Genomic DNA, 26,109 nt, shown 5'->3' with positions numbered 1-26,109 from the left:
GGGAGGTATTTATATGCAAGCATTTTTAGGAGAAGTAATTGGAACAATGATACTAATTATCCTTGGCGCTGGTGTATGTGCGGGCGTCAATTTAAAAAAATCGTTTGCTGCTAATTCAGGATGGATTGTTATCACAATGGGGTGGGGAATGGCAGTAGCCATGGCAGCATATGCGGTTGGTAATATGAGTGGAGCACACTTAAACCCAGCGCTAACAGTAGCGCTTGCTATTACAGGTGATTTTCCATGGTCGCAAGTACCGATGTACATTTTAGCTCAGTTTATTGGAGCGATTCTTGGTGCAACAGTTGTTTATTTACACTATCTTCCACACTGGAAAGAAACAAAAGATGCTGGTACAAAACTAGGCGTATTTGCAACGGGGCCAGCAATTGCGAACCCATTTGCAAACGTTTTAAGTGAGGCGATTGGAACATTTGTATTAGTAGTAGGAATTTTAGCAATTGGAGCAAATAAATTTACAGATGGATTAAATCCTTTAGTAGTAGGATTTTTAATCGTAAGTATTGGTTTATCATTAGGAGGAACAACAGGGTATGCTATCAACCCTGCTCGTGATTTAGGACCTCGTATTGCTCATGCTATCTTGCCGATACCGGGTAAAGGCAGCTCGAACTGGAAATATGCATGGGTGCCAGTAGTGGGGCCTCTATTAGGGGGATCAATTGGCGCAGTCTTTTATCAAGCAGCATTCTTAAATAAAATGTCTAACAGCTTATGGATTGTCTTAAGTATTGCAGTGATTGTTTTAGCGGTTATCTACGCGGTTTCTAAACAAAAAGCAGCGCAAATTCAATCAGCAGTAGTACCGAAAAAATGAATGCGCTTTACCATCTAACTATGTACAATAAAGAAACGACACTATACAGAGAATAGGGGATATTGATATGGAAAAATTTATTTTATCTTTAGACCAAGGAACAACGAGCTCACGAGCAATGTTATTTAATAAAAAAGGTGAAGTTGTGCATGTAGCTCAAAAAGAGTTTACGCAGTACTTTCCAAAACCAGGTTGGGTAGAGCATAATGCAAGTGAAATTTGGGGTTCTATCCTTGCTGTTATCGCATCTTGTTTATCTGAGTCAGGCGTTCACGCGGACCAAATTGAAGCAATTGGGATTACGAATCAGCGTGAAACAGCCGTAGTATGGGAAAAAGCAACAGGAAAACCCGTGTATAATGCTATCGTATGGCAGTCTCGTCAAACGTCTGGTATTTGTGAAGAATTAAAGGCAAAAGGATTAAACGATACGTTCCGCGACAAAACGGGGTTATTAATTGACGCATACTTCTCTGGAACGAAAGTAAAGTGGATTTTAGATAACGTAGAAGGTGCACGAGAAAAAGCAGAAAACGGTGAATTGTTATTTGGAACAATTGATACATGGTTAATTTGGAAGTTATCAGGCGGAAAAGCGCATGTAACGGATTACTCAAATGCCTCTCGCACGCTTATGTTCAATATCTACGATTTAAAATGGGATGATGAACTACTAGATATTTTAGGAGTACCAAAATCTATGCTTCCGGAAGTAAAGCCTTCTTCTGAAGTATACGCTCATACCGTAGATTATCATTTCTTTGGTCAAAACATTCCAATTGCTGGAGCAGCAGGGGATCAGCAAGCCGCTTTATTTGGACAAGCGTGCTATGAAAAAGGAATGGCGAAAAACACGTATGGAACAGGTTGCTTCATGTTAATGAATACGGGTGAAAAAGCAGTTAAGTCGGATCACGGTTTGTTAACTACATTAGCATGGGGGATCAACGGCAAAGTAGAATACGCGCTTGAAGGCAGTATTTTTGTAGCAGGATCTGCTATTCAGTGGCTTCGCGACGGTTTGAGAATGTTTAAAAATGCGGCTGAAACTGAAAACTATGCAACACGAGTAGAGTCTACAGACGGCGTATATATTGTGCCAGCTTTCGTAGGACTTGGAACACCTTATTGGGATAGCGATGTACGTGGAGCGATGTTTGGATTAACTCGAGGTACAAAAAAAGAACACTTTATCCGTGCAACGCTTGAATCATTAGCTTATCAAACAAGAGACGTATTAAGCGCGATGGAAGCAGACTCTGGAATTACATTAAAAACATTGCGTGTAGACGGAGGAGCAGTTAAAAATAATTTCTTAATGCAGTTCCAAAGTGATGTGTTAGATGTTCCTGTTGAGCGTCCTCAAGTGAATGAAACAACCGCTCTTGGGGCAGCATATTTAGCGGGTCTTGCGGTCGGCTACTGGAAAGATTGTGATGAAATTGCGCAGCAGTGGAATATGGAAAAATCTTTCGAACCAAATATGGAAGAAGAACAACGTGAAGAATTATATAGCGGCTGGAAAAAAGCCGTACATGCAACAATGGCTTTTAAGTAATTATTTGATGAAAATCCTTTAATTAAAAGCGCATGTATGATATAATGTATTCAAGTTAATAAATTGGTTGGAGAATCGGAGAGACCACAGATCCATATGTAGGCATACTATATATGTGATTTGTGGTCTCTCTTTTTGTATATTGGAAAATTTTGATATCTTTGAAAAATGAAAGGGGAATGACGTATGTTTTCAAGTCAAACACGTTCGAATAAATTGGTAGACATGACACAAAATCAATATGATTTATTAGTAATTGGTGGGGGAATTACTGGGTCAGGTATTGCACTTGATGCGACTCATCGAGGCATGAAAACGGCATTAGTTGAAATGCAGGATTTCGCAGCAGGAACATCTAGTCGTTCAACGAAGCTTGTTCACGGCGGTCTACGCTATTTAAAACAGTTTGAAGTTAAAATGGTAGCCGAAGTTGGTAAAGAACGTGCCATTGTATATGAAAATGGCCCTCATGTAACGACTCCGGAGTGGATGCTGTTACCTTTCCATACGGGTGGAACATTTGGGAAATTCTCAACTTCAATTGGACTGCGCGTATATGATTTCTTAGCAGGAGTAAAACGTGCAGAGCGCCGCAAAATGTTTAGCGCAGAAGAAACGCTTAGACGCGAGCCACTAGTGAAATCTAAAGAGTTAAAAGGCGGCGGTTACTACGTTGAATATAAAACAGATGATGCACGTTTAACGATTGAAGTAGCTAAAGAAGCTGCCGCAAGAGGAGCAGATTTAGTCAATTACACAAAAGTGGAAAACTTCATCTACGATAAAGGAAAAGTAGTAGGGGCTGTTGTTCGCGATCAGCTTACGAATAAAGAATATAATATCTATGCAAAAAAAATCGTCAATGCTGCAGGTCCATGGGTGGACACGCTGCGTGAAAAAGATAATTCAAAAAAAGGCAAGCAGCTTCAATTAACAAAAGGAATTCACTTAGTTATTGATCAAGAGCGCTTTCCGTTAAAACAAGCCATTTACTTTGATACACCTGACGGACGTATGGTATTTGCAATTCCGCGTGATGGAAAAACATACGTAGGCACAACAGACACGGTCTATAAAGAAGACGCTAGACATCCGCGTATGACTGTAAAAGACCGTCAATATGTTATTGATGCGATTAACTATATGTTCCCAACGGTTGATATTACAGTAGACGACGTAGAATCAAGCTGGGCGGGTGTTCGTCCACTTATTCACGAACAAGGAAAAGATCCTTCTGAAATTTCGCGTAAAGATGAAATCTGGACATCAGAATCAGGTTTAATTACAATCGCTGGAGGGAAATTAACTGGGTACCGTAAAATGGCTGAAATTGTCGTAAATCGCGTAGCTGAAGATTTTAAAGCAGAAGGACGCGAATTTGAAAGCTGTCAAACTAAACATTTACCGATTTCTGGAGGTAATGTAGGAGGTTCAGGCGGGTTCCCAACGTTTGTAGAGCAAAAAGTCAAAGAAGGCATCAAACTAGGGTTATCACGTGACGCTGCTGAAAAGCTTGTAAAACGCTATGGCTCAAACGTAGACAAAGTATACCGCTACATGATTGAACGTCCGGATCAGCTAAAAAACAGCGACCTTCCAGCTAGTGTATTTTTGCAAATTCAATATGGCATAGAAGAAGAAATGGTTTCAAAACCAGTGGACTTCTTCATTCGACGTACGGGCGCTTTATTCTTTGATATCAACTGGGTAAGAAGCTGGAAAAAACAAGTGATTGCTCATATGGCCGAAGAGTTAAAGTGGACGCCTGAGCAAACAAAAGCTTATACGGATGAATTAGAAGAGCACCTTCATGACGCAGTTGTACCAGTAGATGAAAAAGTTAACCGTATGACAGGTATTTCATGATAAAATAAAAAAGTACCTCAAAATTTGTCAATACAGCCATAATATAATAGCAGGAAGTCAAATTTTGACGAAGAAATATAATATGACTGTTAAAAAAAGAGAAAGACGATTACTCGTTTTTCTCTTTTCATACATATTTACATTTATATAAGGGGGCTTTTTTTTATGAGTTGGAAAGAAACGTATACATCTTGGATTAATCACCCAGATTTAGATCCTGAATTACGTCAAAATTTGGATGCAATCAAAGGTGATGAAAAACAATTAGAAGATAGTTTTTACAAAACATTGGAATTTGGAACAGGCGGAATGCGTGGAGAAATTGGAGCGGGTACAAACCGTATGAATACGTATACAATCCGAAAAGCTTCTGAAGGCTTTGCTGAGTACATTAAACAAGCTGGCGAAGAAGCTATCAAGCAAGGCGTAGTCATTGCATATGATTCTCGCCACAAATCGCCTGAATTTGCGATGGAAGCAGCAAAAACATTAGCAAGTCACGGAATTAAAACGTATGTATTTGAAGAGCTAAGACCAACACCTGAACTTTCATTTGCAGTGCGTGAGTTAAACGCATTTGGAGGTATTGTTATTACAGCGAGCCACAATCCTCCTGAATATAATGGATACAAAGTATATGGTCCAGACGGTGGCCAGCTGCCGCCAAAAGAAGCTGATGAACTAGTTGGCTTTGTAAATGCTGTGGAAAATGAACTTACATTAGCTGTTCAATCTGAAGCGGAGCTAAAAGAAAAAGGTTTTATTGAAATGATTGGTTCAGCGATTGACGAAGCATACAATGAGAAACTAAAAACGATTTTAATTAACCCAGAGCTAGCTTCTGAAACAGGTAAAAACTTAAAGGTAGTTTTTACACCTCTACATGGTACAGCTAATAAGCCAGTTCGCAACGCGCTTCAATCCATCGGTTACGAAAATGTTACGGTTATTGAAGAACAAGAACTTCCTGATCCGAATTTTTCGACGGTTAAATCTCCGAATCCTGAAGAGCCGGCTGCATTTGAATATGCTGTTCGTAAAGGAAAAGAAATTGATGCAGATCTCTTAATCGCAACGGATCCAGATGCAGACCGTTTAGGAATTGCTGTCAAAGATCCAAGCGGCGAATATGCGTTATTAACAGGAAATCAAACCGGTGCTTTATTGCTTCACTATTTGCTTTCTCAAAAGAAAGAAAAAGGCGTGCTGCCTGCTAATGGCGTTGTGTTAAAAACGATTGTAACGTCAGAAATCGGCGCACAAATTGCTCGTTCATTTGGATTGCAAGTTGTTGACACTCTAACAGGTTTTAAATTTATCGGTGAAAAAATTAAGCAATATGAGCAAACGGGCGAGTATACATTCCAATTCGGCTATGAAGAAAGCTACGGCTATTTAATTGGTGACTTTGCTCGTGACAAAGACGCTGTACAAGCAGCCATTCTAGCGGTAGAAGCTTGTGCTTATTATAAAAAGCAGGGCATGACGCTATATGAAGCGCTTCAGCAAGTGTTTACTAAATATGGTTTCTATCGTGAAGGTCTGAAATCTTTAACGCTTAAAGGAAAAGAAGGATCTGAGCAAATTCAGCATATTTTGGCTACATTTAGAAATGAGCCTCCTACGAATATTGCAGGGTTAAATGTTTCGGTTGTAGAGGATTATACATTAAGTGAGCGCCAGCATATTAAAGCAGGAAAAGTAGAAGAGATTACATTACCAAAATCAAATGTATTAAAATATATCTTAGAGGACGGTTCTTGGTTCTGCCTTCGTCCGTCTGGTACAGAGCCAAAGGTGAAGTTCTATTTTGGCGTTGTGTCAGAAGATGAAGCAACGAGCATTGCCCATTTAGAAGCTGTACAAACAGCTGTAATGGGTGAAGTGGAGCGTGTACTAGATAAAGTGAAAACGGTATAAAAATAAAGCCTGCTCAAACTTGAGCAGGCTTCTTTTATGATACTTTATTTGATTGCGTATTTGACAAATATGAAGAAGATCGTAGGGCTTTATAAATTCTCGGAGCAAGCATAGCCCCAAGAACAGTGAAAATAAGATCCTTTACAGCAAACCACGACATAATCTTCCAAGCAGCTGCATATGTCATTGCAGGAGCTTCAAGCCAGTAGTTAACCGCTATATACATATACGTAGTGCCGATTAAATAAATAACGGCAATACCAACTAGCGATGAAATTAAAAAGATAGAAAAAGTCGGCTTGCCGCGCATTTCCATAATTTTTCCTGTGATAAATGCAGCGACAATATAAGAAAGCAAAAAGCCGCCGGTGCTTCCAAATAAAATACCAATTCCTGCTTTAAATTGAGCAAATACCGGAGCGCCGGCAATGCCAATTAATACATATACAATCATCGAAATAGAACCCATTCGGCTCCCAAGTAAAAGTCCTGCTAATATAACAAAAAAAGGCTGAAGCGAAAGAGGCACGCCGCCTACTTGTAAAAAAGGTGCCCAAGAAGTAATGTTTGCACCAATAGCCATAAGAGCTGCAAACATACCGGCTAATGTTAAATCTAATGTGCGAAACCTTTTAGTATTCATATATGTTCCTCCCAGTATGTACTGAAATATCTTAGCGTATGTACTGAAGATTGTACGTCGAATTCACTTTTATGTCAACGGTAAAAATAAATATGTTTACATATATTATTTGATGTTTTTTGAAATGAAATATGCATATTTTTAGTGCAACATAAAAAATAAAGAAGGGAATTCATCCCTTCTTTGTCCAAGTGTGTGTATCAAAAATACTAGTACAATGATTCTTCCAGAAGCTCCGGGTTGTGCTCCGAATATTCCGTTGCATGATCAATGTAGCGTAGTAAAGAATAAAGCTCTTCTTGAATGATGCGGTAGTTTCGTTCAAAATTGTAGGCGTGCAAAAAATGTTCAATCTTTTTTGAAAGAAAATCGTCGTCTGTTCGAACCATTAAAATTAATAAGTTATCCCATTGTGAACGGTGTGTGTAATATAAAGCTCGATCATAATCAATTACATCCATTAATAACGTTCCTCCTTTTGAGGAGTTGAAATTAGTGTATGATATTTGCGGGAATTCTTACGCTGTAAATGTTGGGCAAAAGACCAGTGCATAATTAAAAGAGGTTGTAGTCATTATGTAAGAAGAATAAACGTACAGCACCAGCTAAATGATAAGAAAGGCAAAGAATGATGCAGCGTAACACTTAAATTACATCCATTATTTAAGACAACTAAATAAAAATCCCCTTTTCTTGAAAAAATAAAGCTTCTTTTTGATGAAAACACATGAATTGACATGTTTGTACATAGATTGAAGTAAGGAGTGAAAGGGGGAGCTGTCGTGAAAGAAGCAGATTATAAGCAATTATACCGTGCGATTGATGAAATTACGGAAATAGCTAGCGGTTTCGGCCTGGATTTTTATCCGATGCGCTATGAAATTTGCCCGGCAGATATTATTTATACGTTTGGTGCATATGGGATGCCAACTCGTTTTTCACATTGGAGCTTTGGAAAACAATTTTACAAAATGAAATTACACTACGATCTTGGATTGAGTAAAATTTATGAATTAGTTATCAATTCAGATCCTTGTTATGCATTTTTATTGGATTCCAATGCGCTTATTCAGAATAAATTAATTGTAGCTCACGTGTTAGCTCACTGTGACTTCTTTAAAAATAACAGCCGTTTTGCCAACACTAAACGGGATATGGTAGAAAGTATGGCAGCGACCGCTGATCGAATTAAAGAATACGAAGTAAAGCACGGTAAGCGTGAAGTAGAAAAGTTTTTGGATGCTGTCTTATCGATTCAGGAACATATTGATCCGTCTCTTATGCGTGCCAAGCTTTCTTGGAGCATAGATGATGTAGAATCATCGGAAGAAGAAATCATTTCTCCTTATGATGATTTATGGAATTTGGACTATAAAGAAAAGAAAAAACCAAAACCTCCAAAGTCTTTTAAAAAATTTCCGCCTCAGCCTGAAAAAGACATCTTATTATTTATTGAAGAATACAGTCCTTATTTAGAGGATTGGCAGCGGGACATTTTAACGATGATGCGAGAAGAAATGCTTTATTTCTGGCCGCAGCTTGAAACAAAAATTATGAATGAAGGCTGGGCTTCTTTTTGGCATCAGCGCATTATTCGAGAAATGGACTTAACGAGTGATGAAGCGATAGAATTCGCCAAGCTAAATGCAGGGGTTGTGCAGCCGTCTAAGACGGGAATCAATCCATATTATTTAGGATTAAAAATATTTGAAGATATTGAAGAACGTTACAACAATCCAACAGAAGATATGATTCGCCGAGGCGTAGAGCCGGGGTCAGGAAGAGAGAAGATGTTTGAGGTACGTGAAGTTGAATCAGATATTTCCTTCATCCGCAATTACTTAACAAAAGATTTAGTTATGCGCGAGGACATGTATTTATTCCAAAAGCAAGGAAAAGATTATAAAATCGTCGACAAAGAATGGACGGAAGTCAGAGACCAGCTTGTTAACATGCGCGTAAACGGAGGCTTTCCTTATATCACAGTAACGAATGGAGACTATTTAAAAAATGGAGAGCTTTATTTAAAGCACTGGTATGAAGGAATTGAATTAGATGTCAAATACTTAGAAAAAGTGGTACCGTATGTTCATCAGCTTTGGGGCCGACCGGTTCATTTAGAAACGATGATGGAAGGCAAGCCAATCGCCTTTACGTATGATGGAAAAACAGTGCATAGAAAACATTTGTAAAACAGAAGGCCGCTTAAACAGCGGTCTTTTTGTGCTTCTGTAACTTGTTATCCGTATAAATTGAAAAAATAAAATTACTATGCGATAATCAAATGAGAATTACTTTCATTTAGAAAGGAAGATAAGATGTTTGTTGTAAACGCAAGTTTTGAAACGGAAAAGAAATTTGAAGAACAGCTCAAGCAAAAAGCTAAGAAAAACAAAGCGGAAATTGAAGCAGCTAAAGGAAATTTATCGTTCGAATGCTGGAAAAAAGATTCTGCTGATAAAGTTGAATATGTCTTTGTATCCAAGTGGGAAGAAAAACAGTTCTTTCAAGCTTGGATTTCAAGAGAAGAACATGTGAATGAACATAAAGAAGCGAATAAAAAGAAAAAGAAAGCATTTTCTGAAGCTATGGAAATCAAGAAAACGCTGCGTTTTTATGAGGCGGTAGAAGAGGACATTCTTTTCTAAAAAAGCATGCTTGACTTTCATAAATGTTGTAACTATAATGATTACAACAAAATAGGAGTGAGAGCAATGAAAATTAGCAGTCGATTCACCGTGGCCGTTCACATACTATCTTTAATTAAAGTAGATAGCAGTCATCCTAGTACTTCAGAGTGGATTGCTAGCAGTGTAAATACAAATCCTGTTGTTATAAGACGAGTAATTGGGATGTTAAAGAAAGCTGGACTCGTGGGTGTAAAAGCCGGAGCTGGCGGAGCTTATCTATTGAAAGATTTAGAAGAGATAACGTTGTTAGACGTTTATCGAGCGGTGGCAGCAGTGGAAGAAGGAGAATTGTTTCAAATGCATGAAAATCCGAATGTGGAGTGTCCTGTAGGAGCCAATATTCAAAGTGTTCTTGAATTGATTTTAAAACGTTCTCAAGATGCCATGGAACAAGTCTTAGCCGATGTGACGATGAAAGAATTAGTGACGGATTTAATAGCAAAAATAGATGCATAATAACATGCTTCTGTTCGTAAAAAAACGGAGAAACCCAGGTTTCTCCGTTTTTTTATAGCTTCACAATTGTTCGTCCTCGAGCTTGTCCTTTTAATAAAGTAGGAAGAACCTGAGGGAGATCTTGTAAAGAAACTTCCTGCTGAATGAAAGGTTCGAAGCTTTCAGGTTTAAAGTCATTAGCGAGTCTATTCCAAATCTCTTTTCGAGTAGGCATTGGACAGTAAACAGAATCGATGCCGAGTAAATTAATCCCTCTTAAAATGAAGGGAAAGACCGTTGTTGGCACTTTGCCCCCAGCTGTTAGCCCGCTGACCGCTACAGAGCCTCCGTACTGAATTTGACTGAGGACAGAAGCTAGGGGCTCTCCACCCACAGGATCCACTGCAGCGGCCCATTTTTGCTTGCCTAATGCTTTTAATTTGCCGTTATAAACGTCTTCACGCGCTACAATAGAGGAAGCGCCAAGCTCTTTCAAATAAGCTGCTTCCGAGCTTTTTCCTGTACTTGCTTCCACTTTGTAGCCTAATTTTGAAAGAATGGCAACCGCAAAGCTTCCTACACCTCCCGTAGCCCCTGTTACAAGCACAGAGCCGTTAGATGGACTAGTATGGTTTTCCTCTAAGCGATGCACAGATAAAGCAGCTGTAAAGCCAGCTGTTCCGATAATCATTGCTTCTTTTAACGTCAAATTTTCAGGAAGAGGGACAATCCATTCGCTGCGTACGCGCGCATACTCACTGTAGCCTCCAAAGTGTGATACGCCAATGTCATAGCTTGTTGCGATGACACGATCACCTTCTTTAAAATCAGGGCTGTCAGAAGATACAACGATTCCTGCTAGGTCAATACCTGGAACAAACGGATAGCTTGTCACAATATTGCCGTTTGCGATGCTGGCTAAGCTATCTTTATAATTCACCCCTGAATAATGAACGCGAATAAGTACATCGCCTTCTGGCAAATCGTTTAGCGTCAGTTCTTGGACAGACGCCTCCACTTGTTCTTCACCTGTTTTATCTACTACTAATGCTGAAAATGATTGCTTCATTTTATTTCTCCTTTCTATACCGAGATGTATATGCCTATACATAGATTACCTTATTTCTATACCCATTATAGAAAATAGTAAAAGAAGTTCATAATACTTTGATTACCAAAGAGGCCATTTCATTATAAAATAGTGGTACAGCTATTACGTAGCGATACATAGAAAAGAGGAGAAGAGACATGAGCACAAACATATATTTTAACCATGATGCAGGGATCGATGATTTAGTATCCCTTTTTTTACTGCTGCAAATGGATGATGTAAAGGTAACGGGGGTATCTGTCATTCCTGCTGACGGATACTTAGAGCCAGGTATCAGCGCAAGCCAAAAAATTATTGATCGTTTTGGAAGTTATGATATCGAGGTAGCCAAATCTACTTCACGCGGTATTAACCCATTTCCAAAAGAATGGCGCATGCATACGTTTTATGTAGATGCACTGCCGATTTTAAATGAAAAAGGGAAAGTGCAAACAAAAATAAGTCAGCTGCCTGCTCATGATCATTTAATTGAAACATTGCAGCACACAGACGGAAAAACGACTTTATTATTTACAGGACCGCTAACTGATTTAGCAAGAGCACTTGAAAAAGCGCCGGAAATAGAAGAGAAAATTGATAAGTTAGTGTGGATGGGCGGTACATTTCAAGAAGTAGGAAATGTGCAGGAGCCTGAACATGATGGAACGGCGGAATGGAATGCTTTTTGGGATCCAGAAGCAGTAGCAACAGTATGGGAAAGCAGCATTAAAATTGAGATGGTTGCTTTAGAAAGCACGAATCAAGTTCCATTAACGCCGGCTATTCGCCAAATGTGGGCTTCACTTCGCAGATATGAAGGAGTAGACTTTGTAGGGCAGTGCTACGCGGCTTGCCCGCCGCTTGTGCATGTTGAAACCAATTCGACTTATTATTTGTGGGATGTACTCACAACAGCATTTACAGGGAATTCAACACTTGTGAAGGTAAAAACCGTTTCGAGTATTGTGTATACGGAAACACCAAGACAAGGAAGAACAGAAATTTCTGAAGAGGGGCGACCTGTAGACGTCGTGTACGACGTCACAGCTGAAGCATTCTTTACGTACATTACAGAGTTAATGAAAAAAGCAGTAGCCAAATAAAGAAAAAGGTTGCACGTGAAAATGTGCAACCTTTTTAATGAATCATATTCAAGAATTGACGTGTTCGCTCTTGTTGAGGATTTGAAAATATTTGATCCGGTGTACCTCTTTCCATAATGATACCTTGATCCATAAAAATAACTTCATCTGCTACTTCGCGGGCAAAGCGCATTTCATGAGTTACCACAACCATCGTCATTCCTTCTTTCGCCAGGTCTTTCATGGCCTGAAGAACGTCTCCTACAAGCTCAGGATCAAGAGCTGAAGTAGGCTCATCAAACAGCATAACTTTTGGGTCCATCGCCATTGCTCGAGCGATGCCAACACGCTGTTGTTGTCCGCCAGACAGCTGGAAAGGGTAAAAGTCGAGCTTATCGCCTAAGCCAACGCGTGTTAACAATTCTTTACCTCTTTTTTCTGCCTCTTGAGTAGAAACGCCTTTTACAATTACAGGACCTTCCATAACATTTTCAAGCGCACTTTTATGAGGAAATAAGTTATAGTTTTGAAAGACCATACCTGTTAGGCTTCGAAATGAAGTAATGTCTTTTTTACGAACAGGTTTGGTGAAATTCATGCTTTTTTTATCAAGTTCAATCGTGCCGTCTGTTGGGATTTCTAAAAGATTTAAGCAACGTAAAAAAGTAGTTTTACCCGATCCAGAAGGACCAATTAATACAATTACCTTGCCCTGTTCAACTTCTAAATCAATCCCTTTTAATACTTGCAAATCACCGAATGATTTATGCAAATTTTTGATATTAATCATATGAAAAACTCCTTTAGCTACTCGAAACGGTTATTTAGATACGTAACGATCTAGTCTTATTTCAATGCGTCCTTGGATAATGGATAAGATTGTACACATAATCCAGTACAAGAGCGCTGCTTCACTATAAAGAAGTAAAAATTCATAGTTAGTCGAAGCAATTTCTTGAGCTTTACGGAACATCTCAGAAACAAGAATAAGCGATGCAAGTGACGTATCTTTAATAAGGCTAATAAAAGAGTTAGATAATGGCGGAATCGATACACGTGCTGCTTGCGGTAAAATAATCCGTCTTAACGCTTGGGAATAGGTCATACCAAGTGAGTAGCCAGCTTCCCACTGTCCTTTAGGAATAGATTGAATCGCTGCTCGGATAATTTCAGATGCATACGCACCTACACTTAATGAAAATCCAATAATAGCAGAGATAAATGGGTCAATTGTTATATCTAAATTGGGTAAGCCGTAGAAAATAATAAATAATTGCACAAGCAGCGGTGTACCTCGAATAATCGATACATAGATGCGCGCAATTATATTTAAAACTTTTATAGATGATAAACGAGCCAAGGCTGTTAAGACAGCTAAAATGATACCGAGTACAAACGTGATTAATGTTAGTGGAATAGAATATTGAATAGCTCCCTTTAGCATTGGTAAGAGAGATGATTGAGCGATTGAAATCAATTGATTCAATCGCTCTCCATCAGGAAAAATATTATTTAGGAGAAACATCTTCGCCAAACCATTTCTTAGAAATTTTTGCGTATGTTCCGTCTTTTTTCATATCTTTCAATGCTTTGTTTACTTCATCCACTAACTTACCGCTGTCTTTTCTAAACATAAAGCCGCTTGCAGCACCATCGGATTTTTCATCCGCGATTTTGATAGGTGCGTTAGGGTGCTTTTTCTTATAGTCAAGGAACGATAATTTATCGTTGATTGTAGCATCAACACGGTTTGCGCTCATTAGTTCTACTGCTTGAGCAAAACCTTCAGCACTCGTAATGTTTGCACCATAAGATTGAGCCATGTCTTTGTAGTTACTTGTTAATGACTGTGCTGATTTTTTTCCTTTTAAATCTTTAAATGATTTGATATCTTTTTCGTCTTTACGAACAATTAATACGGCGCCTGACTGGATGTATGGGTCAGAGAAATCGTATTTCTTTTGACGATCTTCACGAATACCCACTTCATTAGCAATCATGTCAAAGCGTTTAGCATCTAATCCGGCAAACATGCCATCCCACTGTGTTTCTTTGAACTCAGCTTTTACGCCAAGACGTTTAGCTACTTCTTGAGCCAATTCTACATCAAACCCAGTTAGCTTTTGTTTGTCATCATGAAAAGTGAACGGAGGGTATGTACCTTCAGTTCCAATTGTTAATACGCCATCTTTTTTCACTTTATTATATAAATCCTCTTGTGAAGATTTATTGTCTCCATTGTTTGCTTCATTTTTTGAGCTAGAACCGCATGCGGCAAGCACAACTGTGAAAGCTAATAGTAGCGACAAAAGTGCAGCAAATTTCTTCATTTTCTAAACCCCCTAGTATTCTGATAGGAAATGATACTCTGTGATACTAAACAAGAACACAGCAAAAGTCAACAAAAAAAACTTATACGATTAATGTGACTTAAAATAAGGGAAATATACCTTCTATACACGGTTTGTCATAAGGATACAGAAAGATTTTAAAATTTGGATTAAGTGGATTTTTAAGGGATATTTGAGGAGTAAAAAGGAAGTTTCATGCGACGATTTTCTCTTTCATTTTTTCATGACTTTTGGTGCAATAAACATATAGTTAAATGTTAAGGTAGAAATAAATTCCTTATGGTACACTTAAAGAAGAATTTATGAAACGGAGCGATATGATGAAAGCCATAAACTTAATCTCAATTGCCTTTGGTGCTATCGCTGGTACATATGCGCGTTATTTGCTAAATCTTTCCTTATTATATACGGGCTATCCAATAGGAACGGTAATTGAAAACCTATTAGGAAGCTTCATACTAGGCCTATTAACAGGATTTTTTGCGTGGAAAAAGCCAAAAGAATGGATAAAGCTTGGACTAGGAGTTGGCGTGTGCGGCGGTTTTACAACGTATTCAACCTTTGCAGGAGACGTCATTTCTCTCACTCAGCACCATTTATTTTGGGGAGCCATTTATGTCATTGTCTCTTTAGTAGGTGGAATCCTTCTTGCTTTAGCAGGCTATCTATGCGGTGAAGCGGCAGGGAAAAATTTAGTGAAAGTACATGAGGTGAAGTAAATGAGCATAGTGAGCTTGGCACTTGGCGGGGCAGCTGGAGGAATATGCCGTTATCTTTTGGGTTTAAAAGTTACAAAAACAGTTTCAAACCCTCCTTTTCCAGTCTCAATGCTGTTTGTAAACTTGCTCGGTGCGTTTGGGCTTGGTCTTTTTTACGGTAGTTATTATGGAAAGGTTCCGAGTCATGCTTATGATGATTCAATATTTTTAATGATTGGCATTGGGTTTTTTGGTGCCTTTACCACTTTTTCAACGTTTAGTGTGGAAACCGTACAGTTAATTCGGGAAAAATCTTATCGGAAAATGTTGGCGTACGTGGGGATTTCAGCATTTGGAACAGTTGGTTTATTTACAGTCGGTTTACTGGCAGGAACGTTTTTATTATAAGTAAAGAGAACGTTTCTAGTAGGGAAAAACAAAAAGACGGAGAAGTAGAGAATGGATAGAAAAGCAGAAGTTTGGAAATACATTTTGTTGATTGTAGCTGTTGCAGGTCAGATCATTGGTTTTTTATTTTTATTTATAAATGTTGTGGCGGCATTTATTTTTTACGGTTTTTATATTCTAACTTTTATTATGTTACTCCTGCTGTTTATATGGGATCGGAAAAAGGAAAAAGACAAAGAAGAATTTGACGACTATACCGATTACTAACTATATAAAAAGCAGAATGATTCGGTACGCCGGGCCTCTTAGTAAAGAAGCTTAAAAGATACATCTATAAAAGGAAGAGAGCCGTAAGAGCATAAAGAGATATTGTATTTACATCTAGTTGTGTTATAATTTTAAGTGCAAAAACAAAATCAATAAATAGCAATCACTAGGGGAGCTTTTTGAAGCTGAGACGGATGTATTTCGGACCCTTTGAACCTGATCTGGTTTGGACCAGCGTAGGGAAGTGGCGATCATGTTTACATAACGATGCATGCTAACCACTCTACGTTGTAGAGTGGTTTTTTGTATGTAATAAAGCCCTCTGCACAAGATGAAGTGATTGAAATTTCTCTTTATTCTGAATGGAAAGGTTTCGATCATGTGGATATTCCTAAATTTCATGTCATTACAACAGATAAGCAGCCAATCGAAGAGCTTCAAAAAATTTTAACGGCTATCGCGCCTTTTGCGGGCGCCATTCATATTAGAGAAAAAAAGAAAACGGCAAAGCAGATTCAATGTTTACTAGAAAGCCTACCATTTTGTCGCTCTAAAATTATTGTGAATGACCGAGTTGATGTAGCGCATGCTTTAAAAGCAAAAGGTGTACAGCTTGCCTATCATAGTTTAGACGTTTCGTTTGTTATAGACGCATTTCCTTCTCTTATTGTTGGAAAGTCAGTTCACTCTGTGGAAGAGGCTTTAGAAGCTGAAAAAGATGGTGCTCACTACATTTTATACGGACATATTTATTCAACACATTCAAAAAAAGAATTAAAAAGTCGAGGGATAGCGGCACTAAAAGAAGTAGTAGACGCTGTGCAGATACCGGTTATTGCCATTGGAGGAATTACACCTGTAAATGCCAAAGAGGTACTTCAAACAGGAGCACACGGTATAGCCGTGATGTCTGGTGTCATGCTTGCGCAAGATCCCCTGAAAGCGATTAAACAATATTCTCATATATGGACATCTGGAGGTGGAGAAAATGAAGCAGCATTATGATGTACTGTTAATCGGAGGAGGTATAATCAGCTCTTCTATCGCTTATCATTTGTCAAAACAAGGAGCGTCAGTAGCTATTCTTGAACGCAATCAAGTTGGTTGTGAAGCTTCAAGTGCAGCCGCTGGTATTTTAGGGGCTCAAGCTGAAATTGATGAAGAAGGTCCTCTTTTAGACCTTGCTATTAAGAGCAGAAGCATGTTTCCTGAACTGGTGAAGGAACTAAAAGAAAAAACGGCTATCGATGTAGAGCTCATTCAAAAAGGCTTATTAAAAGTCGCTGTAACAGAAGAAGATGCACACGTATTAAAGAAAAAAGCCGCTCAGCACCACCGGTGGGACAAAGGTGTAAGATGGATCGATGTAAAAGAAGCGCGTTTGTTAGAACCCGGGCTCTCTCCAGACATATACGGAGCCATTACAATACCGGGAGACGGCCAGCTAGCTCCCGCTAAGTTAACACAAGCTCTTGCTCATGGAGCCTTGTATCACGGAGCAGATGTATTCGAATACTGTGACGTTCACTCTCTTATTATGGAAAATGAAACAGTAAAAGGGGTACAGACGTCCAAAGGCTCTTTTTATGGAGAAAAAGTAGTGATTGCAGCAGGCTCATGGGCTAAACGCTTTATTTCTTCTGAACATTTAGGCGAGGTGTTTCCTGTAAAAGGAGAGTGTATTGCTCTGCAAAGTCATAAGCCCCTGCTTTCTAAAACGATTTTTTTAGATGAAGGTTTTTACTTAGTCCCTAAGACTGGTGGAAGAATCGTAATCGGGGCAACTAAGCTGCAGCATGATTTTACTAAAACCGTTTCTGCACAAGGTATTCAATTTTTGCTGAATAAAGCTTCTGCGCTTCTGCCGGCCATTAAAGAAGCCACATTTGAAAAAGCATGGGCTGGTCTTCGTCCACAAACAAATGATGGCTGGCCTTATTTAGGAGAGCACCCTGAAATAGCGAATCTGCACATGGCTTTTGGCCACTACCGAAACGGTATTTTATTAAGCGCTGCAACTGGAAAAATTATGGCTGATGCTTTGTTAGGGAAAAAGCCAAATCATTCATTTTTTACATCATTTCAGCTAACGAGAGCAATGGAGGGAGTTCATTGAATCTAATTATTAACGGTAAGACCGTCACTGTCGGAGATGAAATTGAAACGGTCGAGCACTTGCTGCAGGCTCAGAGTCTGCATGAGCGAGTTGTAATTGTTGAATTAAACAAGAATATTTTGCAAAAAGAAGAACATAGCGATGCATGCTTAAAAGATGGAGATACATTAGAAGTTGTTTCATTTGTTGGAGGAGGATGAAGAGTATGTTAAAAATTGGACAATATACATTTAATTCACGTTTATTATTAGGAACAGGGAAATTTCCGGACTTTACGACTCAGCGTCAAGCGGTAGAAGAGTCGGAAACAGAAATTTTAACATTTGCTGTTAGACGAATGGATATTTTTGATCAAAATCAGCCTAATTTATTAGAAGCACTTGATGTGAAGCGTTTCACTCTTTTGCCTAACACTGCTGGAGCAAAAAATGCAGAAGAGGCCGTACGTATTGCTAAATTAGCAAAGGCTTCTGGACTTTGTGACATGGTGAAAGTAGAAGTAATTGGATGTGATAAGACGCTGCTTCCTGATCCAGTTGAAACATTAAAAGCTAGTGAAGAACTGTTAAAAGAGGGCTTTACCGTTTTACCTTACACATCAGATGATGTTTTACTTGCGCGTCGTTTAGAGGAGTTAGGCGTACATGCCATTATGCCAGGAGCGTCGCCTATCGGTTCAGGTCAAGGTATTATTAATCCGTTGAACATGCGTTTTATCATTGAACAATCAACTGTTCCAGTAATTGTAGATGCAGGTATTGGAACGGCTTCAGACGCAGCTCAAGCTATGGAGCTAGGAGCAGATGGTGTGTTATTAAATACAGCTGTTTCAGGAGCAAAAGATCCTGTGAAAATGGCTCGTGCTATGAAGCTAGCGATTGAAGCAGGACGAGCAGCATTTGAAGCAGGACGTATTGAAAAGAAACAATATGCAACGGCAAGCAGTCCAACAGAAGGGATGAGTATCGGTTGATTAATCGTTATTCCCGCCAAGAACTGTTTCAACCTATTGGAAAAGGAGGACAGCAGCTAATTCAAGAAAAGCATGTTCTGATTGTAGGAGCAGGTGCTCTTGGAACAGGGAACGCCGAGGCTCTTGCGCGAGCGGGGGTAAAGAAAATAACGCTCATTGACCGCGATTATGTAGAGTGGAGCAACCTTCAGCGTCAGCAATTGTATAGTGAAAAAGATGCTGATAAAAGAATCCCAAAAGCAGTTGCCGCTAAAAAAAGGCTTCACGATATTAATCATGATGTAAAAGTAGAAGCCCACGTAGCGGACGGTACCCCTCAAGTTTTAGAACAGCTTGTTGAGGGGGTAGATGTTATGATTGATGCAACCGATAATTTTGACACACGCCTTGTAATGAATGATTTATCACAAAAATATGATATTCCTTGGATTTACGGAGCATGTGTAGGAAGTTACGGAATTAGTTATACTATCATACCAAGTGAAACACCGTGTTTATCCTGTTTGCTTGAATCTGTACCGCTTGGAGGGTTAACATGTGATACAGTGGGGATTATTAGTCCTGCTGTACAAATGGTAGTCGCTCATCAAGTAACAGAAGTGTTAAAAATATTAGTCGGAGACTGGAATGCGCTCAGGAGGGAACTTGTTTCGTTTGACGTATGGAAAAATGAGTATACGAGCATCAATGTGAACGTGTTTCGCAAATCTGCTTGCCGCTCATGCGGCAGTGAACAAACGTATCCCTTTTTACAATATGAAAATCAAACGAAAACAGCTGTGCTATGCGGAAGAAACACGGTACAAATCCGTCCGGGCAAATCAGCCAAGCAGCCGCTGCAGTCTTTAGGTGAACGATTAAAAGAAAAAGGATATAAAATTGAACAAAATCCCTATCTGCTTTCTTTTTATGTAGATGATTACCGTTTAGTGATGTTTCAAGACGGGCGCGTCTTTGTCCATGGAACAAACGATATAGTAGAAGCAAAGTCACTTTATCATCGGTATATTGGGTAAGGAAGAGATGGAGGTTTCAAGCATGACAGTACCAAAAGCATTAACCATTGCTGGATCAGACAGCGGTGGAGGAGCAGGCATTCAAGCAGATTTAAAAACATTTCAAGAGCGTGACGTTTTTGGCATGTCTGTTATTACAGCTGTGACTGCACAAAATACAGTTGGCGTTCAAGGAGTTTATCCTTTAGAAGTAGAAGCAGTTGAAACGCAGTTAGATTCAATTGCGACTGACTTATTTCCTAATGCAGTGAAGACAGGTATGTTGTTCAGTGCTGATATTATTTACGCAGTGGCTCGTAAAATCAAACAGCACGGACTGCAAAATGTTGTAGTTGATCCCGTTATGATTGCAAAAGGCGGTCAATCTCTTCTTCAAAGAGAAGCTATACAGGCTCTAAAAGAATTATTGCCTCTTTGTGAAGTCATTACGCCGAACATACCGGAGGCGGAAGTCATCACGGGGAAAGAAATTCACACGATTGAAGACAGAAAAGAAGCGGCAAAACAGATGCATGAGCTAGGTGTAAAGCACGTGGTAATTAAAGGCGGACATGATCAATCTCATCAAGATATGATTGATCTAGTGTATGATGGTCATACGTATGTTGAAATCAAGCATGAAAAGATGAATACAAAGCATACACACGGGACGGGATGCACGTTTGCTGCTTGCGTCACGGCTGAACTAGCGAAAGGCAAAAGCGTAGTTGAAGCAGTTCAAACCGCTTCGGATTTTGTTCACTATGCGATTAAGCATACGCTTGAACTTGGTTCGGGACACGGTCCTACTAATCATTGGGCGTATAGAAAATACTTTCGTTCAAACATATAAAAAAACGTGCCTACAATCTAGGCACGTTTTTTATGAAGAAGGAATATGTGTCGGAATCTCTCCATCGATGCCTAAATAATAATGTCTAATGGGCTTTAAATTATCATCAAGCTCATAAACAAGCGGTACGCTTGTGGGAATATTCAAGTTCGCAATGCCATCAGGTGAAATGTTATCCAAATACTGCATCAGAGCTCTGATCGTATTACCGTGAGCGGAAATAATAACCTTTTTGCCAGCTTTAATAGAAGGAGCAATAGTTTTGTTCCAATATTCTAGAACCCGCTTTTCTGTATCGGCTAAGTTTTCTGTTACAGGAAATTGTCCCTTAGCTAAATCCTTATACTTAGGGTTGGAAGCTTCATAGCGAATATCTGTTGTCTCTAAAGCAGGAGGGCGTTCGTCCATCGACCTTCTCCACAAATGCACCTGCTCTTCTCCAAATTTTTTTGCGGTTTCTTCTTTGTTCAAACCTTGAAGAGCCCCGTAGTGTCGTTCATTCAGTCTCCAAGATTTATATACAGGAATCCACATGAAGTCCATTTGATGTAAGACAATCCATAGAGTACGAATGGATCGTTTTAAAACAGAAGTATAGGCGATATCAAAAGCATATTCGTTTTTCTTTAGCACTTTTCCGGCTTCTCGCGCTTCTTGCAATCCATTTTTAGAAAGGTCTACATCCGTCCAGCCTGTAAATTTATTTTCAAGGTTCCATACGCTTTGTCCATGCCTAATCAACACAAGTTTTATCATCATGTTCTCCTTTCAACAGTGACTAAGGACTCTATTCTTTTTTATTATGAGAAGGAAAGTGTTTTTTATCCTAAAGCCGGGGAAAGGAGTTTTTAACATTTAGAAAAAGTGATGCTGAAAAGTAAAGCTTTAACTTTTTTACGCATATGATAAAAATAAAAAAGGGAAGGGAAGATAGTGGATGAGTGACCAAGAACGTCAGATTCAAGCGCTGCACGGCCAGATTGAAGATTTAAAAGAAGAAATTTATCAGATGAAGCTTGATATTAGCACATTAGAGAAAGAAAAAGGAAAGCCTGTTTTGACACCGTCTCTCGTTGGTCAAATAGGAGGTTTTGTTCTAGGTGGATTAGCTATAATTGGTATTTTTTGGATGTAGAACTTTTCGTTTTGAAAACGAAAAGTTCTCCTGATTTTTCAATAAGCAATTCCAACGCGGCATTTTGGGAATTTTTGAGCCCATATTTCATGGTAGGTAAAGTGAGCGGTATCTCCCGTTGAAATTTTAACGGCATCTGCTGGCAAAATATCTTTTTCCACTCGGTATGTGCCTGTTACTTCACCATCAGGCAAGTAGGTTGGGCATATAACGGTCCAGTTTAGGTCACTTTCCTTCAAGTGTAAGTATCCTTTTAAATGATCTTCTGCTGCTCTGGTCGTTTTACGCTTCGATTCATTTGATTGAAAACGATACTTTTCCGGTTCTGTTCGTGACTGTAAAATACCTGCAGTTCCGATAGTAAGAATACGATGAACGCCGTAATGCTTCATGCTGTTTATAATAAGCGGAATACTTTTTGAAATGGTCTCTGCACCATCTGTATTTAACGCGCTGACTACGATATCTTGGTGCTTGAGGGCAAAGCTGATATTTTCTTGATCAAGGACATCGCCTTGTAAGATATGTAGGTTTGGATGACTAATCTTTAGCTTATTGCGGTCTCTAACAAGTACCGTAACGTCGTTTTCATCTTTTAGCATCATTTTTAATAAAGACTGTCCAACTCGTCCTGTTGAGCCTAATAGTAAAATTTTCATTGGTTGCACCCCTCTATAAAAGATAGTATCTATTCTTTAGAATATACAATTTGTATACTTATTCATAATAAAAAGCATGTGTAGCATAAAGTAATACAAAGTTGATGAAGAAAATATTCAACATCAAAAAAATTTGATATGATAAAAAGACAGAAAAATCAAAAAATAGGAGAGTGAATGTCTTTTGGGAGACTTGCCTCTGAATCAAATGATGATATTAGTCGTTTTGCTTATGTTATCAGCTTTCTTTTCATCTGCTGAGACAGCCTTTTCAAGCGTAAATAAAATTCGTTTAAAACATTACGCTGAGAAAAAATATCGAGGAAGTAAAAAAGCGCTGCATATTGCTGAACACTTTGAGCAGACGCTATCGACAATTTTAGTAGGAAATGTTGTCGTAAACATTGCTGCGTCCTCTTTGGCAGCTAAAATTGCCCTCGATGTGTTTAAAGGAAACCTAGCACTTGTGATTAGTATCATCGTTATGACCATCATCATTTTGATTTTTGGTGAAGTCTTGCCGAAATCGTTAGCGAAAGAGCATGCCGAATCTTTTGCGCTGAGGATTTCTTCCTTGTTATTTCTTATTATTAAATTATTAACCCCGATTTCCTTCTTATTTTTACAGGTGAGAAAAGGAGCTTCTCACTTGTTAGCGTCTGCTCCCACACCAACGATCACAGAAGATGAAATTAAAGTGATGGTAGATTTAAGCGAAGAAGAAGGAACGATTAATAATATTGAAAAAGAGCTAGTTCATCGTTCACTCAATTTTAATGACATTGTGGTGGGGCAAATTTTAAAACCTAGAATAGATGTCACAGCAGTTGACGTAAATGCTGATATTGATTCGGTTTGTCAAATGTTTCTTGAAGAGAGATATTCGAGAGTCCCTGTATACGAAGATCATATTGATAACATTATTGGCATTTTATCAGAAAGAGAATTTTTAACCTGTTTAGTCCAAAGAAAAGAGATTTTTATTCGTGATTTGTTGAGACAACCTATTTTTGTAGTAGAATCCATGAAAATATCTGTACTATTGCCAGAGCTTCAAAAAAGTAAGGTGCACATGGCAATTGTAGTTGATGAGTTTGGTGGAACGGCCGGTCTTGTGACCTTAGAGGATATATTAGAAGAAATTGTGGGAGAGATTTGGGATGAACATGATGAAGCTGTTAAGTATGTACATCAGGTAGGGGAAAAGGAGTACGAATTTAACGCAGACATCCCTATTGATGAATTTTTAACCTATGTAGCAGTTAGTTCTCCTGACAGTACGTGCCATACCTTAGGGGGATGGATATATGAGCAGTTTGATCATATTCCTGCTAAAGGAGACTTTTTCTCATATGAAGAGATATTGTTTACCATTAAGGAAGTAGAAAATCGACGCATTCGCAAAGTTTCTGTAAAATCATTTGCGAATAAGAATGAGGAAGCTGATTAAAAGAAATTAGAAAGCGCTCCAAGAGATCTTGGAGCGCTAAAGCCATAATATGAAATTAGTTAATATTAGTACTTGCCGCCTAAGTTTTGCTCAGCTAATTGTACTAAACGTTTTGTGATTTCGCCACCAACAGATCCGTTCGCACGAGCTGTTGCATCTGGTCCTAAGTTTACACCAAACTCACTAGCGATTTCGAACTTCATTTGATCGATAGCAGCTTGAGCACCAGGCGCTACTAACTTGTTTGATGAATTTCTGTTTGATGCGTTTTGATAATTTGCCATGTGTATTCATCTCCTCGTTAGATAAAATAGATTTAATGGTTGAGTTAGCTGGAGTTGAACCAGCCGAGCAGATGCATCGATTAGATCTGCTTGCCTACCGCGGCGTAACTCAATGTTTGCGAGCTGTTGTGCTCGGTTGTTACTAGTATTATGGCGAAAGGGAAAAAAACATATACATAGAATTTTATTGGTAATTTATAGAAATTTTTGTGTGGAGTTTGATAAAGAGTAAGAGAGTTTTATTCCGTGCATATTATAGGTACATATTGATCAGGTAAAGCGAGGTGTGCGGATGTCGATTTGTTCTTTATGTAATGGGTTTAGTGATGTACAAATGACGTGCAAAGCATGTGGAGAAGTGCTAGGGGATATGGGAAAAGTCAGCGATTATTTTGATGATTACAGTGCTTACATGGAAATCGATCAGTTAAAAGTAGAAAATGGGTATCCTAGTGATTTAGCAAATCACCAATGTATTCATCTCTTTTACTGCTCTACTTGTCACAGTGAGGAATTGAAGCAAATACAGGAATAAAAAAAGACCCCTAAGGGTCTTTTTTATTCGTGTTCAGCACGGATGCGCTGTTCAGATTCTGCATCAAAGAAATGCGCTTTGTTCATATCTAATGCTAAGTCTAGAGACTGAAGCGGTTTAATATCTGTTCTTGAATCTACGCGTGCTACAAAATCTTGTCCGCCAAGTTTAGAATAAAGCATGGTTTCAGCTCCCATTAACTCGGATACATCGACTTTAATGGTAACTTTTGTGCCGGGTGAAGATTCAATAAATACAGGCTCATCATGGAAATCTTCAGGACGGATGCCTAAAATAATTTGTTTATTTAAATATCCTTGCTCGCGAAGTATTTTCATTTTACCTTCCGGAACTGCAAGAAGAGAATCGCCTACTTGAACCTTTCCGTCTTTTAACGTTCCGGTTAAGAAGTTCATAGCAGGAGAACCAATAAACCCGCCTACAAATACATTTTCAGGTTTTTCATATACTTCTTTTGGTGTACCAACCTGCTGGATAATCCCATCTTTCATAACAACCAGACGAGAAGCCATTGTCATTGCTTCGGTTTGGTCATGTGTTACGTAAATTGTTGTTGTACCCAAACGCTGGTGAAGCTTCGCAATTTCAGAACGCATTTGCACACGTAATTTCGCGTCTAAGTTTGATAAAGGTTCGTCCATTAAGAAGACCTTAGCATCACGAACGATTGCACGACCTAGAGCTACACGCTGACGCTGTCCGCCGGATAATGCTTTTGGCTTGCGCTCTAAATATTGCTCAAGTCCTAAAATACGAGCGGCATCTTTTACGCGGCGTTCGATTTCATCTTTTGGTAATTTACGAAGTTTTAAGCCGAAAGCCATGTTGTCATATACGCTCATATGCGGATACAATGCGTAGTTTTGGAATACCATTGCAATATCGCGATCTTTTGGAGCAACGTCATTTACACGCTTGCTGTCAATATAAAAATCACCTTTGGAAATTTCCTCTAGCCCTGCAACCATACGAAGCGTTGTCGATTTCCCGCAGCCTGAAGGCCCAACAAATACAATAAATTCTTTATCTTGAATGTGAAGGTTAAAATCTTTTACCGCCGTCACATCTTTATCATACATTTTATAAATATGTTCTAAACGTAATTCAGCCATTTCCATTTCCCCCTTGTATGTACTCTGTGAAACCGTTTTCTTAACTCTAGTGTAATTTTTTTTAATGAAACGGTAAATGGCAAACATGCACAAAAAAAAGAAAGAGTTTTCGTGCACTATTTACGAA

30 protein-coding genes and 1 riboswitch are annotated in these 26,109 nt (G+C 38.9%); of the genes, 20 read left to right on the top strand and 10 right to left on the bottom strand.

All coding sequences use genetic code 11. The features are described from left to right. Window positions 1-13 precede the first annotated feature (13 nt). The 4 genes from AC1VNJ_RS21775 (at window position 14) to AC1VNJ_RS21760 (ending at window position 6,185) form a co-directional block, all read left to right on the top strand. Window positions 14-841: an MIP/aquaporin family protein gene (locus AC1VNJ_RS21775; RefSeq protein WP_033580666.1), complete on the top strand. Its 828-nt coding sequence runs from the start codon at window positions 14-16 to the stop codon at window positions 839-841. A gap of 67 nt (window positions 842-908) precedes the next feature. Continuing rightward, window positions 909-2,399 carry a glycerol kinase GlpK gene (gene glpK, locus AC1VNJ_RS21770; RefSeq protein ID WP_033580665.1) on the top strand — a complete coding sequence of 497 codons (1,491 nt, stop codon included), beginning with the start codon at window positions 909-911 and terminating at the stop codon, window positions 2,397-2,399. A 186-nt stretch (window positions 2,400-2,585) separates the two neighbouring features. After that, window positions 2,586-4,265: a glycerol-3-phosphate dehydrogenase/oxidase gene (locus AC1VNJ_RS21765; protein WP_033580664.1), complete on the top strand. Its 1,680-nt coding sequence runs from the start codon at window positions 2,586-2,588 to the stop codon at window positions 4,263-4,265. A 165-nt stretch (window positions 4,266-4,430) separates the two neighbouring features. Continuing rightward, window positions 4,431-6,185 carry a phospho-sugar mutase gene (locus tag AC1VNJ_RS21760; protein ID WP_482641289.1) on the top strand — a complete coding sequence of 585 codons (1,755 nt, stop codon included), beginning with the start codon at window positions 4,431-4,433 and terminating at the stop codon, window positions 6,183-6,185. A gap of 34 nt (window positions 6,186-6,219) precedes the next feature. On the opposite strand, the gene AC1VNJ_RS21755 is transcribed toward AC1VNJ_RS21760, so the two are convergent. Both AC1VNJ_RS21755 and AC1VNJ_RS21750 read right to left on the bottom strand, forming a co-directional pair. After that, a complete protein-coding gene (locus AC1VNJ_RS21755) occupies window positions 6,220-6,828 on the bottom strand; it encodes a biotin transporter BioY (RefSeq protein ID WP_014461709.1) in 609 nt (202 codons plus the stop codon). A 209-nt stretch (window positions 6,829-7,037) separates the two neighbouring features. After that, window positions 7,038-7,289 carry a YhdB family protein gene (locus AC1VNJ_RS21750; protein ID WP_013055267.1) on the bottom strand — a complete coding sequence of 84 codons (252 nt, stop codon included), beginning with the start codon at window positions 7,287-7,289 and terminating at the stop codon, window positions 7,038-7,040. Window positions 7,290-7,610: 321 nt separating this feature from the next. On the opposite strand from AC1VNJ_RS21750, the gene AC1VNJ_RS21745 reads away from it, so the two are divergent. From AC1VNJ_RS21745 to AC1VNJ_RS21735, 3 genes are all read left to right on the top strand, one after another. After that, entirely contained in the window at window positions 7,611-9,020 is a 1,410-nt protein-coding gene (locus AC1VNJ_RS21745) for a SpoVR family protein (RefSeq protein WP_014461707.1), read from the top strand. 126 nt (window positions 9,021-9,146) lie between these two features. Continuing rightward, entirely contained in the window at window positions 9,147-9,476 is a 330-nt protein-coding gene (locus tag AC1VNJ_RS21740; RefSeq protein WP_482641288.1) for an antibiotic biosynthesis monooxygenase family protein, read from the top strand. A 66-nt stretch (window positions 9,477-9,542) separates the two neighbouring features. After that, the gene (locus AC1VNJ_RS21735) at window positions 9,543-9,974 is read left to right on the top strand and encodes an Rrf2 family transcriptional regulator (RefSeq protein ID WP_013081642.1); all 432 of its coding nucleotides are present in this window, start codon (window positions 9,543-9,545) and stop codon (window positions 9,972-9,974) included. 52 nt (window positions 9,975-10,026) lie between these two features. Here AC1VNJ_RS21735 and AC1VNJ_RS21730 read toward each other — a convergent pair whose 3' ends face one another. Next, complete coding sequence (locus AC1VNJ_RS21730; RefSeq protein ID WP_482641287.1) at window positions 10,027-11,022, bottom strand: NADPH:quinone oxidoreductase family protein; 996 nt, start codon at window positions 11,020-11,022, stop codon at window positions 10,027-10,029. 179 nt (window positions 11,023-11,201) lie between these two features. Here AC1VNJ_RS21730 and AC1VNJ_RS21725 point away from each other — a divergent pair, with 179 nt between their 5' ends. Beyond that, window positions 11,202-12,146: a nucleoside hydrolase gene (locus AC1VNJ_RS21725; RefSeq protein ID WP_154990728.1), complete on the top strand. Its 945-nt coding sequence runs from the start codon at window positions 11,202-11,204 to the stop codon at window positions 12,144-12,146. A gap of 34 nt (window positions 12,147-12,180) precedes the next feature. Here AC1VNJ_RS21725 and AC1VNJ_RS21720 read toward each other — a convergent pair whose 3' ends face one another. Genes AC1VNJ_RS21720 through AC1VNJ_RS21710 form a run of 3 tightly spaced genes read right to left on the bottom strand, consistent with a single transcriptional unit; the run spans window position 12,181 to window position 14,455 of the window. Continuing rightward, window positions 12,181-12,915 carry an amino acid ABC transporter ATP-binding protein gene (locus tag AC1VNJ_RS21720; protein ID WP_154990726.1) on the bottom strand — a complete coding sequence of 245 codons (735 nt, stop codon included), beginning with the start codon at window positions 12,913-12,915 and terminating at the stop codon, window positions 12,181-12,183. 30 nt (window positions 12,916-12,945) lie between these two features. Further along, window positions 12,946-13,650, bottom strand: coding sequence for an amino acid ABC transporter permease (locus AC1VNJ_RS21715; RefSeq protein WP_013055275.1), 705 nt, complete (start codon window positions 13,648-13,650; stop codon window positions 12,946-12,948). Beyond that, window positions 13,634-14,455, bottom strand: a complete 822-nt coding sequence (locus AC1VNJ_RS21710; RefSeq protein WP_013081647.1) for an amino acid ABC transporter substrate-binding protein — start codon at window positions 14,453-14,455, stop codon at window positions 13,634-13,636. The genes AC1VNJ_RS21715 and AC1VNJ_RS21710 overlap by 17 nt, the downstream gene beginning before the upstream one ends. Before the next feature lie 341 nt (window positions 14,456-14,796). Between AC1VNJ_RS21710 and AC1VNJ_RS21705 the strand changes: the two genes are divergently transcribed. The 9 genes from AC1VNJ_RS21705 (at window position 14,797) to thiD (ending at window position 20,786) form a co-directional block, all read left to right on the top strand. Further along, window positions 14,797-15,195, top strand: a complete 399-nt coding sequence (locus AC1VNJ_RS21705; protein ID WP_028412581.1) for a fluoride efflux transporter FluC — start codon at window positions 14,797-14,799, stop codon at window positions 15,193-15,195. After that, window positions 15,196-15,582: a fluoride efflux transporter CrcB gene (gene crcB, locus AC1VNJ_RS21700; RefSeq protein ID WP_028412580.1), complete on the top strand. Its 387-nt coding sequence runs from the start codon at window positions 15,196-15,198 to the stop codon at window positions 15,580-15,582. Window positions 15,583-15,633: 51 nt separating this feature from the next. After that, entirely contained in the window at window positions 15,634-15,849 is a 216-nt protein-coding gene (locus AC1VNJ_RS21695; RefSeq protein ID WP_013055279.1) for a hypothetical protein, read from the top strand. 158 nt (window positions 15,850-16,007) lie between these two features. Then, window positions 16,008-16,109, top strand: a riboswitch (TPP riboswitch). Window positions 16,110-16,230: 121 nt separating this feature from the next. Continuing rightward, window positions 16,231-16,854 carry a thiamine phosphate synthase gene (locus AC1VNJ_RS21690; protein WP_028412579.1) on the top strand — a complete coding sequence of 208 codons (624 nt, stop codon included), beginning with the start codon at window positions 16,231-16,233 and terminating at the stop codon, window positions 16,852-16,854. After that, window positions 16,838-17,965: a glycine oxidase ThiO gene (gene thiO / locus AC1VNJ_RS21685; RefSeq protein WP_154990724.1), complete on the top strand. Its 1,128-nt coding sequence runs from the start codon at window positions 16,838-16,840 to the stop codon at window positions 17,963-17,965. The genes AC1VNJ_RS21690 and thiO overlap by 17 nt, the downstream gene beginning before the upstream one ends. Beyond that, window positions 17,962-18,165, top strand: a complete 204-nt coding sequence (gene thiS, locus AC1VNJ_RS21680; RefSeq protein ID WP_028412577.1) for a sulfur carrier protein ThiS — start codon at window positions 17,962-17,964, stop codon at window positions 18,163-18,165. Before thiO ends, thiS begins: the two co-directional genes overlap by 4 nt. Window positions 18,166-18,170: 5 nt before the next feature. After that, window positions 18,171-18,938: a thiazole synthase gene (locus AC1VNJ_RS21675; RefSeq protein WP_013055283.1), complete on the top strand. Its 768-nt coding sequence runs from the start codon at window positions 18,171-18,173 to the stop codon at window positions 18,936-18,938. Next, a complete protein-coding gene (locus AC1VNJ_RS21670; RefSeq protein ID WP_328173933.1) occupies window positions 18,935-19,954 on the top strand; it encodes a thiazole biosynthesis adenylyltransferase ThiF in 1,020 nt (339 codons plus the stop codon). Before AC1VNJ_RS21675 ends, AC1VNJ_RS21670 begins: the two co-directional genes overlap by 4 nt. 22 nt (window positions 19,955-19,976) lie before the next feature. Next, window positions 19,977-20,786 (top strand): bifunctional hydroxymethylpyrimidine kinase/phosphomethylpyrimidine kinase, encoded by an 810-nt coding sequence (gene thiD / locus AC1VNJ_RS21665; protein WP_028412575.1) that lies wholly within the window; start codon window positions 19,977-19,979, stop codon window positions 20,784-20,786. A gap of 30 nt (window positions 20,787-20,816) precedes the next feature. On the opposite strand, the gene gpmA is transcribed toward thiD, so the two are convergent. Then, window positions 20,817-21,542 carry a 2,3-diphosphoglycerate-dependent phosphoglycerate mutase gene (gene gpmA / locus AC1VNJ_RS21660; RefSeq protein ID WP_482641286.1) on the bottom strand — a complete coding sequence of 242 codons (726 nt, stop codon included), beginning with the start codon at window positions 21,540-21,542 and terminating at the stop codon, window positions 20,817-20,819. A gap of 181 nt (window positions 21,543-21,723) precedes the next feature. On the opposite strand from gpmA, the gene AC1VNJ_RS21655 reads away from it, so the two are divergent. Continuing rightward, window positions 21,724-21,921, top strand: coding sequence for a hypothetical protein (locus AC1VNJ_RS21655; protein ID WP_098999426.1), 198 nt, complete (start codon window positions 21,724-21,726; stop codon window positions 21,919-21,921). A gap of 38 nt (window positions 21,922-21,959) precedes the next feature. On the opposite strand, the gene AC1VNJ_RS21650 is transcribed toward AC1VNJ_RS21655, so the two are convergent. After that, window positions 21,960-22,580, bottom strand: a complete 621-nt coding sequence (locus AC1VNJ_RS21650; RefSeq protein ID WP_028412573.1) for an NAD(P)-dependent oxidoreductase — start codon at window positions 22,578-22,580, stop codon at window positions 21,960-21,962. Between the two features lie 184 nt (window positions 22,581-22,764). Here AC1VNJ_RS21650 and AC1VNJ_RS21645 point away from each other — a divergent pair, with 184 nt between their 5' ends. Next, a complete protein-coding gene (locus AC1VNJ_RS21645; RefSeq protein WP_482641285.1) occupies window positions 22,765-24,030 on the top strand; it encodes a hemolysin family protein in 1,266 nt (421 codons plus the stop codon). A gap of 65 nt (window positions 24,031-24,095) precedes the next feature. Here the strand turns inward: AC1VNJ_RS21645 and AC1VNJ_RS21640 are convergent, their stop codons facing one another. Next, a complete protein-coding gene (locus tag AC1VNJ_RS21640) occupies window positions 24,096-24,314 on the bottom strand; it encodes an alpha/beta-type small acid-soluble spore protein (RefSeq protein ID WP_013055290.1) in 219 nt (72 codons plus the stop codon). Between the two features lie 292 nt (window positions 24,315-24,606). Here AC1VNJ_RS21640 and AC1VNJ_RS21635 point away from each other — a divergent pair, with 292 nt between their 5' ends. Continuing rightward, window positions 24,607-24,849, top strand: coding sequence for a hypothetical protein (locus AC1VNJ_RS21635; RefSeq protein WP_034268022.1), 243 nt, complete (start codon window positions 24,607-24,609; stop codon window positions 24,847-24,849). A gap of 23 nt (window positions 24,850-24,872) precedes the next feature. Here the strand turns inward: AC1VNJ_RS21635 and AC1VNJ_RS21630 are convergent, their stop codons facing one another. After that, window positions 24,873-25,982 (bottom strand): ABC transporter ATP-binding protein, encoded by a 1,110-nt coding sequence (locus tag AC1VNJ_RS21630; RefSeq protein ID WP_025752961.1) that lies wholly within the window; start codon window positions 25,980-25,982, stop codon window positions 24,873-24,875. Between the last annotated feature and the right edge of the window lie 127 nt (window positions 25,983-26,109).

The sequence above is a fragment of the Priestia sp. 3CA3 genome (assembly GCF_056836725.1).
The sequence above is the reverse complement of the archived record's forward strand: the minus strand, read 5'-3'. Positions and strand labels throughout refer to the sequence as shown.

Coding starts and splice junctions, on each gene's coding strand:
- AC1VNJ_RS21775 (WP_033580666.1), top strand. CDS start 14: ATGCAAGCATTTTTAGGAGAAGTAATTGGAACAATGATACTAATTATC.
- glpK (WP_033580665.1), top strand. CDS start 909: ATGGAAAAATTTATTTTATCTTTAGACCAAGGAACAACGAGCTCACGA.
- AC1VNJ_RS21765 (WP_033580664.1), top strand. CDS start 2,586: ATGTTTTCAAGTCAAACACGTTCGAATAAATTGGTAGACATGACACAA.
- AC1VNJ_RS21760 (WP_482641289.1), top strand. CDS start 4,431: ATGAGTTGGAAAGAAACGTATACATCTTGGATTAATCACCCAGATTTA.
- AC1VNJ_RS21755 (WP_014461709.1), bottom strand. CDS start 6,828: ATGAATACTAAAAGGTTTCGCACATTAGATTTAACATTAGCCGGTATG.
- AC1VNJ_RS21750 (WP_013055267.1), bottom strand. CDS start 7,289: ATGGATGTAATTGATTATGATCGAGCTTTATATTACACACACCGTTCA.
- AC1VNJ_RS21740 (WP_482641288.1), top strand. CDS start 9,147: ATGTTTGTTGTAAACGCAAGTTTTGAAACGGAAAAGAAATTTGAAGAA.
- AC1VNJ_RS21735 (WP_013081642.1), top strand. CDS start 9,543: ATGAAAATTAGCAGTCGATTCACCGTGGCCGTTCACATACTATCTTTA.
- AC1VNJ_RS21730 (WP_482641287.1), bottom strand. CDS start 11,022: ATGAAGCAATCATTTTCAGCATTAGTAGTAGATAAAACAGGTGAAGAA.
- AC1VNJ_RS21725 (WP_154990728.1), top strand. CDS start 11,202: ATGAGCACAAACATATATTTTAACCATGATGCAGGGATCGATGATTTA.
- AC1VNJ_RS21720 (WP_154990726.1), bottom strand. CDS start 12,915: ATGATTAATATCAAAAATTTGCATAAATCATTCGGTGATTTGCAAGTA.
- AC1VNJ_RS21715 (WP_013055275.1), bottom strand. CDS start 13,650: ATGTTTCTCCTAAATAATATTTTTCCTGATGGAGAGCGATTGAATCAA.
- AC1VNJ_RS21710 (WP_013081647.1), bottom strand. CDS start 14,455: ATGAAGAAATTTGCTGCACTTTTGTCGCTACTATTAGCTTTCACAGTT.
- AC1VNJ_RS21705 (WP_028412581.1), top strand. CDS start 14,797: ATGAAAGCCATAAACTTAATCTCAATTGCCTTTGGTGCTATCGCTGGT.
- crcB (WP_028412580.1), top strand. CDS start 15,196: ATGAGCATAGTGAGCTTGGCACTTGGCGGGGCAGCTGGAGGAATATGC.
- AC1VNJ_RS21695 (WP_013055279.1), top strand. CDS start 15,634: ATGGATAGAAAAGCAGAAGTTTGGAAATACATTTTGTTGATTGTAGCT.
- thiO (WP_154990724.1), top strand. CDS start 16,838: ATGAAGCAGCATTATGATGTACTGTTAATCGGAGGAGGTATAATCAGC.
- AC1VNJ_RS21675 (WP_013055283.1), top strand. CDS start 18,171: ATGTTAAAAATTGGACAATATACATTTAATTCACGTTTATTATTAGGA.
- thiD (WP_028412575.1), top strand. CDS start 19,977: ATGACAGTACCAAAAGCATTAACCATTGCTGGATCAGACAGCGGTGGA.
- gpmA (WP_482641286.1), bottom strand. CDS start 21,542: ATGATAAAACTTGTGTTGATTAGGCATGGACAAAGCGTATGGAACCTT.
- AC1VNJ_RS21655 (WP_098999426.1), top strand. CDS start 21,724: ATGAGTGACCAAGAACGTCAGATTCAAGCGCTGCACGGCCAGATTGAA.
- AC1VNJ_RS21650 (WP_028412573.1), bottom strand. CDS start 22,580: ATGAAAATTTTACTATTAGGCTCAACAGGACGAGTTGGACAGTCTTTA.
- AC1VNJ_RS21640 (WP_013055290.1), bottom strand. CDS start 24,314: ATGGCAAATTATCAAAACGCATCAAACAGAAATTCATCAAACAAGTTA.
- AC1VNJ_RS21635 (WP_034268022.1), top strand. CDS start 24,607: ATGTCGATTTGTTCTTTATGTAATGGGTTTAGTGATGTACAAATGACG.
- AC1VNJ_RS21630 (WP_025752961.1), bottom strand. CDS start 25,982: ATGGCTGAATTACGTTTAGAACATATTTATAAAATGTATGATAAAGAT.